The sequence below is a fragment of the bacterium genome (assembly GCA_040753085.1).
Taxonomy (GTDB): domain Bacteria; phylum UBA9089; class JASEGY01; order JASEGY01; family JASEGY01; genus JASEGY01.
The window spans coordinates 1-8,585 of record JBFMHI010000115.1 but is presented as its reverse complement, the minus strand read 5'-3'; the positions used below and the strand labels follow the sequence as shown (position 1 = coordinate 8,585).

Below are 8,585 nucleotides of genomic sequence, written 5' to 3'. Positions count from 1 at the left end.
TTGTGGTTGTCCGTCTACGGAACGGACATGGACAAGCACGGACAGGGACAAGCCCTGTCCCTACACTTCCGCCTTCTGTCCTGTGTTATTTATCCGTGCTAATCCGTGCAGCTATACCTGAACGGTTCCTTCTTTCTTTATTAACGTCGCAACTCATTCTCCACCCAAACTATATGATTAATCCCTTTAAATATTTCCACCTTGCCTTGAGAAAGGCGATTACCAAAGAGGTCTTGTGGGGTTGCCCCTTGAGTCCAGGTCTGAGCCAGGCTGTCCGGGTTTCGAAGGATAAGTCTGAACCGCATAGCCTTATCCGCCCCCAGGATAAGTTTTTCCGCTTCCTCTGGAGTAATGGCCAGGGTAACGGTGTCAAAAACTTCGGGGGGTTTTTCTTCGTCATCTTCAGTCTTTTTTTCACTTAAAGGGCGATAGGTTTGACCGGTAGCCATCACCTGGGCATTTTGAACAATAATCTTAGCTACATCCTCTCCGGCAAAATTTTCGGAAAAAGTTCCGATAACATCAACTATATCCCCTGGCTTGACCAGATAAGAAACAGCCCCAGTATTGTCAACGACAATAGTGGCCGCCCTTCGTTCCCCGGGAATTACATAAGATAGACGATTGCCAGAATATATCTGGTCTCGCAGAATAGGTGAGTCGGATTTGATGGCTACCCGGCTAAATTGTCCCACTACTTCATCAATAGAAGAGATGGCATCCGGATCGACCCTCTCGGCTTCCGTATTCTTTACCGTTAACATAGGGACGTCTATAATCTGTTTGGCCGGGATATCCCTAACCGCATAAACCACCGGAACCCGGATGGGCGCTGGTTTTTCTGACAGCCCAGGCGGTGGAACAGGGGGATGTTTTTCCACTACTCTAGTAATGTAAATATAACACAGGCCTATAGTCATTAAACCAATGGCCATAGCCGTGATCATAATGCCATTTTTCGCCACTTTAATAACACTTCTTCTTCGCATTTGTCCCACCTCATAATCTGAAAAGCTCTATAATGATGGTTAGGCAAAAAGTCGAATTTTGGCTTTTGTTCCCTTGGGACTTTTGGCCGCATCATCATAAATAATAGCCCACGGATGGCACGGATGAGACGGATTGACACGGATAAAAAAATCCGTGAGAATCTGCCAAAATCTGGGTCATCCGTGGGCTTTCGCTCTAAGCATATTTAAGTTTAAGCTACTTTTAATGCTTATAAGTTAGCTTAACTTTCCTTATTTCTATTATACCATATATTTTTATATAAAGCAACATAAAAACTATTTTTTTTGGTAAATAGCTGCCCGTTAAATCTAAACCAGGTGATCGGTCACCGGTTATCGGTCGTCAGTAATCAGTGGTTACCGACTACCGAAGCCAATAGGCAATAGCCAATAGCCAATAGGGCATTCTTCCCTATTGCCTATTGGCTTCGGTAATCTTAGTACCTTCGTGTCTTTGCGGCTGAGTAATTACGTCACGGATCAATACTCAGCGGTCACCGGGACCATTGACTCTCAGGCGCCAAATTACCCCTTATTTCCCTTACAACCGTTTGGCTACCAATGGGTTGTGACATATAAGCAATTTCATATAAATGACTACAATAATATCTCTCGTTAAGTAACAACTTACATTTATTTTATCATCTATAATATTAAATGTCAAGGGGAAAATCAGCCATATTTATCCTGGGCTCATCTGAGCCCATAGTGGTTCCAAAGGAGGGCGGAACAATTACCGCTTTTCTACCTTAAGGTCCCACCTTCCTCTATGATCTGGATACGGCGCTTCTTGGGTAATACCTTTACTAAAATCTCTTCTTCCTGGCCAGGTTTTAATTCAAATTCAAAGGTATCTTTTTCCAGATAGTGATACTCAGGTAAATTATTATCGTAGATTTTAAGTGTCCATTTATCTGGACGCAATTCTTCAAACTCAAAACGCCCTCGCCTGTCGGTAAGTCGGCGCTTTATTTCCGACCCATTGGCAAGTTCTACCACCATGTTGGCTAACCCAGAGGCCTCAACCAGGTTTGTCGCCTTATCATCTAACGACGTCCTGTTACCTTCTCCAATAACATAATAATCTGCCTTTTTATCTCCACCTTTTTCACCTAAGGAGTTATGGTTATAGTTGTTCTCCAGGCCATAGACCATAACCTGCCCCACCAGAGCCGCCGTCCGGACTATGCCTATTTCCACCCAGGTTTTTTCCCCACTTTCAACCGTTACTTCTATGGGGGTCTGCTGGACCGAAATCCGGTTCAGACCCATTCTTTCTACGTGTAAATAGTAATTACCTGGTCTCAGGGAAGGGAAAACGAAGTTACCCTTTTGGTCAGTGGCCACCGTCATCCCATTAACTCTAATGATGATATCTGGAAGGGGTTCTTTAGTTTCTTCATCGTAAACATATCCTTTAACCATACCCGTATCCTTCTTACTTACCGGTAAGCCGAAAGGGATAATATATTCAATCGTAAGCGCCCTTTCATCTTTCATCGGTGAGTCTTTGTATGAGGTATAACGACCACATATCGGAATCTTATGCCCATTAGGCAAGGTGTGGCTCAATCTTATCTCAAAAATATCCCTTCCTCCCTGGTAAGATTCCTGGTAATCATTGGTTTGAAGATCGAGATCAAACAAGGTCCTATCTGCTATTTGATAAGAAATGGTTAATCCAGCCGTTAGACAGGGGGTCTTTTCTCCCGTGAAATTGCCCTGGTTATCATAAGATAGATAACCTCGGTAGGATTGTTTATTAGTTGGCTTGAAATAGGCAGAGGCTATATATCTTTTCAAATGAGAAGTCCCCTTATTCCGTTTATTTATTTTTCCTGATTCAGCCGAGGCCCAAAGATTTAACTTTTTGAAACGCTGTTCTATACTGAATTCAAAGCTCTCCTCCTGGTAGTCAAGGTTAGAGTTGGAAAGTTGGTCTCCACGATAACGGTTCCGCCAGTTAAAAGAAAGACTGGGGCTTGTTTCAGATTTATAGTTCAAGCCCAATTGATAATCCCTATTCAGAGGCTCCCCATCAAGTTTATTCTTTTCTTGCTGAAAATTGGCATTTAACCTAAGATTATCCTTTAGGGGAAAGGTTAAGGCAGCCAAGAAAGAATCTCTATGGCCATAATGGCCCGGGTAATCAGGTCCGGCCTGAATAAATTTCAAGTAATAAGAAATCCAGTCCTGACCACCGGAGACCTTGAGCCAATAGGCCTTATCATCTTCTTTGTCTTTTTTCCCCAGGGCGTATTCGAGTTCAACCTCAGTATTTTTAGCCAGCTTAAGTTGGGCTTCTAAACTTACCATTTCATCATTGGCCAGCCCTATTTCTTTTAGATAATTGAGACCTATCCGGTATTTCTCCCTGATTAAATAATCGATATAACCAGCCATCTGTTTCTCCTCAGGTTTAATCTCGGGGGTTTTTAGGTAGGAGGCGCCCAAACTAAAATTACTTAGGTTCAGTTTGCCGGTAATTCCCCGACCATAACGATTATTTTCAGTTAAGGGTGAGAGGTAGTACCCATAGTCGCCCAGATGAAATTCGTAATCCTTGGTCCGATAACTAAGACAGTACTCATCAATATCCTGTCCGCTGAATAGGAACCTGATATGTTTTTTCCCTGCCTCATCTAATGTCCCTTTCCCAGAGATTTGCGTCCGAAGTCCAGATCTGTCTGCCTCATTTTTGGAAGTTACTTGCCTAAGAGTTACCTCTACCGGCAGTCTATGAAACCAATCTTCTGCTTCAGCTATCCGGGGGATAATTTCTACAAAACTTATGGCTCGAGCCTGGATCTTTTGGTCGTTAAGGACTTGGGCCGTTAAGGCCAGGAAGTGTTTGACTCGCTCTCTCATCTTTACCTCGGTCTTTACCACTACCTTGATCGTTTTTGATTCACCGGGGGCCAGGGTGAACTTTTCAGTATCCACCATAAAAGGCAGGTTCTCGCCACTGTCGATTTTTATACTAACCGTATTTTCTATATTACATTCATTGGTAACTACAAAAGAGGTTCGGTAGTCCTCACCAGCAATTATATGCGCTGGAGCCTCCAATAATTTTACTTCTAATCTGGCCACCGGCAAAACTACTATATAAATAGTACAAAAGTTGCTGATAGTCGAAGGATATCCTCCCCCTTTAACTAAATAAGTAACTTCATACTTATCCGCTAAGGCGGCTTGCGGGATAAAGAAGCTCACCAGCCTTATATCGCTTTCATTGACCCCCAATTCAAAAGAGATATCGCGAGTGACCGGTATCCATCCTTCAGGAAGCTGCACCTCAGAGGTAAATTCTTGTTTCTCGGCGCTCTTATTGGTTATCTGAAAGACAGTAGTGATGGTCCTGCCTGGTTCAGTCTCAAGCAATTCTTTTCCGCAGCCTCTTATTTCTACACCTCTTTCTTCAGCTTCAAGAGGGGTAACCGTTAAAAGACAAAGGCTAATGATAGAAAAGATCCTTCTCATTTTTCTTCCTCGCTAACTGCTCAGGTGGATAGGCTGAAGGCTGAAGGCTATTGATTCTCACTTGAGGCCGTAGAAATTTTCTTCTCTGTGTCCTCTGGGGGTTTTTTATCCTCCTCAATTTTCAAGGTATAGGTCGCTCCAAAGACATCATCATCACCAGCCTCGGCTACCACCAGGGCCTTATATTGACCTTGGACCACCTGGCTTAGATCAACCTTGTATCTAACCGAAGTGCCAGGATAGATCCGCTGCCTTTTATCTTCAAACCGGCCAATATAACTGCCTTTTTCATCATAAAGCTCGGTCCATAAAAATGGGTTTAGCCATCTTTCGCCAATATTTTCTATATCCATTTGTAAGATTTTTCTTTCCGCCTCTTTCAGAAATTGGGTGTTTACAAATTTAAGGCTACGAGTTCCGGTATTGCCAATATGGGTAACCATCTGAACGCCATATCGCACCACCTCCCTTATGTATAATTTGACTTCCTCTTTTTCTGGCTTACTGAACTCAGGTGAGTTTTTTGAAATACCTTCTACCATAAGCATGCTCCAGTAGGTTCCCTCCAAGGTTTCATTATCAGGCACCTTTATCGTATAATTCACCCCAGATGCCTCCTTAGGTGGAATGGTAAGCCGCTTGGGGCTAAAGGTTATCCAGTTGGCGTTAGAACGAGGGGCCTTCCCCGGCTCACCATAAGTATTTGTCCCATCAAAAAAGAAAAGATAATCAGTCTGATAGACCTTTACCTCTTGCGGCTCTTCGTCGCGGTTTCGGATAAAGATGACACCCTGGTAAGTTTCACCCACTTGGGCAGATCTTTCATAAGTTAACTCACCCACCGATACCTCAGCCTTAGCCGCATAAGGTATTAGTAAGCAGAAAAACAAAGCAGAGGGAATAATCCTGGTGGTTAATTTCATAAGTTTCTCTCCTTTCAATCAATGGCCTTCATTTTGTGCCTCTTCAGAGGAAAGGGCAGACCTGTAATGGAGAGGTCTGCCCTTTACCCGTCTCAATTTTTCATCAGCCGGCGGTAAGGGTGTAGATAACCGTGTGGAAGTCGCTTCCAGTTCCTTGAGCGGCGGTAGCACTGGCGGTGTATTTTAAATCGCAGCCGCCAATGGTCGTCGATATGCCCGTAACAAAATTTGTGGCGGTGATGCTAAGCGTGACCTCGGGAGCGGCGGTGCCAACACCAGTGACGTTTTCAGCTACTACTTTGAGAGTAAAGGTTGGAGCGAGTAGATCAGTGGCTACGGTGATCTTTTTAGTGGCTTCATTTGTAGTCCAGTCGAGGTCGCAAGTAGTACTATTCGTTACCGGATCGGGATTATTTCCGGCCGTAGCCGTATTAATGGTAAGGGTAAGGTCCCCTCCGCTAATAGCCACCTCGTTAATCGGGTTAACTGTCACAGTTACCATATGGGCGTCAATATTGTCTGCCATAGCCGATCTGGCTAAGCCAAGGCCCAAAACTGCCACCAATAAAAAAACTTCTGTCAACTTTTTCATCCTTTAATCACCTCCTTTCGCTATTAGTGCCTATCCCCAAACCTCTCCCGCCTGATCAGAAACCAGGTTTCTATCGCCCAGGTTTTGGGATAGGCCCTTAATAGGCCTTACAAAAAGATAAAAAAAGTAAAAAATAATGATTTATTTCATTTAATTTCCTATTTTATCTTTCTGTTTATTATTATATCATAAATAAAATAAAATGTCAACCTTAAATATACAGATATATAGAAATATTTTAAAAAATGGACTAATTCTTCAAAAAGGATGGAAATTAGGGGTGAGGATAGAATTTAGAGGTAAGGATAGGATTTAGGGGTAAGGATAGAATTTGGGGGCATTGTTCATTGTTTGGGCCAGTCGCGGCATAGAGTCCGCTGTCCACCCAGTCCACACAGTCCATACTGTCCACACGGTGTTAAAGTCGCGGAAGAGGAGGTAGGGCAGGTCAATAACCAATAACGGTATAATAAACCGTGGTGGTATAAGTGCCAGGTGGAATTTGGACGGAAACACCACCAAGTTTCAATTGTAAATGGATATCGCTTCTATTAGCTTGACCCTCAAAGAAGTCTTTATCTGTCTCAGTTACTTCCTGGTAAAAAGTCCCCCTTGAAATACTACCCCCGCCGATTCCATCAGAGGTCCTTTTCACATATAAATAAAAACTACTCGGCCAGTCAGTATCGATCTTCTTAACGTTCACTTGCCAATTAGCTTGCCCTGTCCCTGTAATTTCTATAGATATTGCATTGGAGGCACTTTCATAGCTATTAATCAAATCGCTTCCGGGGCCAGCCTGTAAATCTGAGGCATCTATAATTTCAGACCAACTGCCAGTTACCGTAATGTTTGGTGCGGCCTGGGCTTTTTTATATATAGGAATTAATCCCAATATAACGGACAGGATTAAGAATTTAGTTACTGTTTTTTTCATTTTGGGCCTCTTCAGGGGTAACCGTTCAGGCCACCAAGACACTAAGATTAGGGATGTGTCTTGGTGACTTAATGGCTGAACGGTTACCTTCAAGGTAAAGGGCAGACCTCCAATGGATAGGTCTGCCCTTTATTAGTCTCCATCCTCAATTAGCCGGCGGTAAGGGTGTAGGTAACTGTGTGCGCATCGCTTCCAGTTCCTTGAGCTGCGGTAGCACTGGCGGTGTAACCTAAGTCGCAGCCGCCCGTGGCCGTCGATATGCTCGTAACAAAATTTGTGGCGGTGGTGCTAAGGGTGACTTGGGGAGCGGCGGTGCCACTACCAGCGACGTTTTGAGCTACTACTTTGAGGATAAATTTTGGAGAGACGAGACTGGTTTGCACGGTGATCTTTTTAGTGGCTTCATTGGTAGTCCAGTCGAGGTCACAAGTAGTATTATCCGTGGCATCGGTGGGCTCACTTCCGGCCACCGCCGTATTAATGGTCAGGGTAATGGCCCCACCAGTAACAGCTACCTCGTTAATCGCACTAACGGTTACGGTTACCGAATGGTTATCACTGCTACCTGCCATAACCAATCCGGTCAGCCCGAAGCACAAAGCTGCTGCTAACAAAATTACTTTCACTTTCTTCATCTTCTCTCACCTCCTTTCTGTTAGATGGAAGGCTCTCGGATAAATCCGACCCTCTTTCCCCAAGTGACAAAAGATGGTTCGTTTTTATCTTTACCTTCATTTTATAACTATTCAACCACCAAGGCACGAAGGCACAACGTATTGTGCAACTTAATCTTCGTGTCTTAGTGTCTTTGCGGCTGAATAGTTACTCTAAGGCACTACCTGACCTCATCAATAATCGGTCCCGGATCAGAGTAACCAACAACCATTCCCCCAGGCGTTACCATAGGAGACAAAAATAACAAATAGCAGCCTCTTTCCTATTTATTCTTATATATAGTATTATAACATAAATAAAACTAAAAATCAAGCCTAAAATATAAAAATAAATAAAAATATTCTGAAAAAAAGTCTTGAAATAAGTAGGGGCGAATAATTACTCGCCCCTACATCTAAAAAAAAATCCGACCTGTGCGGTTAAGAACAGGTCGAATTTTTTCCTTCGCCTCTGCGGGGCTTAATTAAAATTTCCAATCTAATAATGTTCCGTAGGTTTAAACCTACGGCTAACATACTACAGCCCTTCGGGCTTTAATAATGATTTTATTAACAACGATCCGTGGAAAGGCTAAAGCATTCTGCGATTTTTGCCGATATTAATGGTATCCTGTGAAAGATAGAGGCGAGGTGCCGTGGAAAGGTCATGTGCAGGGCTCGCTCCAAGAAGAAACGCGCCGCTTGCCTAACCATCATCTATTCTATTTATACGCCGAAGGCGTAAAGGAATTTAGCCGTAGATTTCAATCTACGGAATAATAGTATTCCATAAGGTCAAGCCCTGACAGGGCGTAGGAAAAATTTCGACCTGTACGGTTAGGAATTACAAGCAATTCCCTTCAAACCTGAAAGGTTTGAATTTTACATAACCACAGGTGAAACCTGCGGAAACGAAACATCTACCACAGCTCAACCCTGAAAGGGTTGAATTCTATGTGATGGATAATATTCGACCCTTGCAGGGTC

Annotated in this window: 6 protein-coding genes; all 6 read right to left on the bottom strand. The window is 43.4% G+C overall.

Annotated features, from left to right (window positions below; translation table 11 throughout):
• Nucleotides 1–140: 140 nt before the first annotated feature.
• The 6 genes from cpaB to AB1797_10780 all read right to left on the bottom strand — a co-directional run bounded on the left by cpaB (nt 141) and on the right by AB1797_10780 (nt 7,580).
• Nucleotides 141–989, bottom strand: coding sequence for a Flp pilus assembly protein CpaB (gene cpaB / locus AB1797_10805; protein MEW5768091.1), 849 nt, complete (start codon nt 987–989; stop codon nt 141–143).
• 765 nt (nt 990–1,754) lie between these two features.
• Nucleotides 1,755–4,493, bottom strand: coding sequence for a carboxypeptidase regulatory-like domain-containing protein (locus AB1797_10800; protein MEW5768090.1), 2,739 nt, complete (start codon nt 4,491–4,493; stop codon nt 1,755–1,757).
• Between the two features lie 47 nt (nt 4,494–4,540).
• A complete protein-coding gene (locus AB1797_10795) occupies nt 4,541–5,416 on the bottom strand; it encodes a hypothetical protein (GenBank protein MEW5768089.1) in 876 nt (291 codons plus the stop codon).
• A gap of 103 nt (nt 5,417–5,519) precedes the next feature.
• Entirely contained in the window at nt 5,520–6,008 is a 489-nt protein-coding gene (locus tag AB1797_10790) for a hypothetical protein (GenBank protein ID MEW5768088.1), read from the bottom strand.
• Between the two features lie 448 nt (nt 6,009–6,456).
• Complete coding sequence (locus AB1797_10785) at nt 6,457–6,945, bottom strand: hypothetical protein (protein MEW5768087.1); 489 nt, start codon at nt 6,943–6,945, stop codon at nt 6,457–6,459.
• Nucleotides 6,946–7,094: 149 nt separating this feature from the next.
• The gene (locus AB1797_10780) at nt 7,095–7,580 is read right to left on the bottom strand and encodes a hypothetical protein (GenBank protein MEW5768086.1); all 486 of its coding nucleotides are present in this window, start codon (nt 7,578–7,580) and stop codon (nt 7,095–7,097) included.
• Nucleotides 7,581–8,585 lie beyond the last annotated feature (1,005 nt).

Excerpts from the sequence above, each read along its gene's own strand:
- cpaB (MEW5768091.1), bottom strand. The coding sequence starts at position 989 with ATGCGAAGAAGAAGTGTTATTAAAGTGGCGAAAAATGGCATTATGATC.
- AB1797_10800 (MEW5768090.1), bottom strand. The coding sequence starts at position 4,493 with ATGAGAAGGATCTTTTCTATCATTAGCCTTTGTCTTTTAACGGTTACC.
- AB1797_10795 (MEW5768089.1), bottom strand. The coding sequence starts at position 5,416 with ATGAAATTAACCACCAGGATTATTCCCTCTGCTTTGTTTTTCTGCTTA.
- AB1797_10790 (MEW5768088.1), bottom strand. The coding sequence starts at position 6,008 with ATGAAAAAGTTGACAGAAGTTTTTTTATTGGTGGCAGTTTTGGGCCTT.
- AB1797_10785 (MEW5768087.1), bottom strand. The coding sequence starts at position 6,945 with ATGAAAAAAACAGTAACTAAATTCTTAATCCTGTCCGTTATATTGGGA.
- AB1797_10780 (MEW5768086.1), bottom strand. The coding sequence starts at position 7,580 with ATGAAGAAAGTGAAAGTAATTTTGTTAGCAGCAGCTTTGTGCTTCGGG.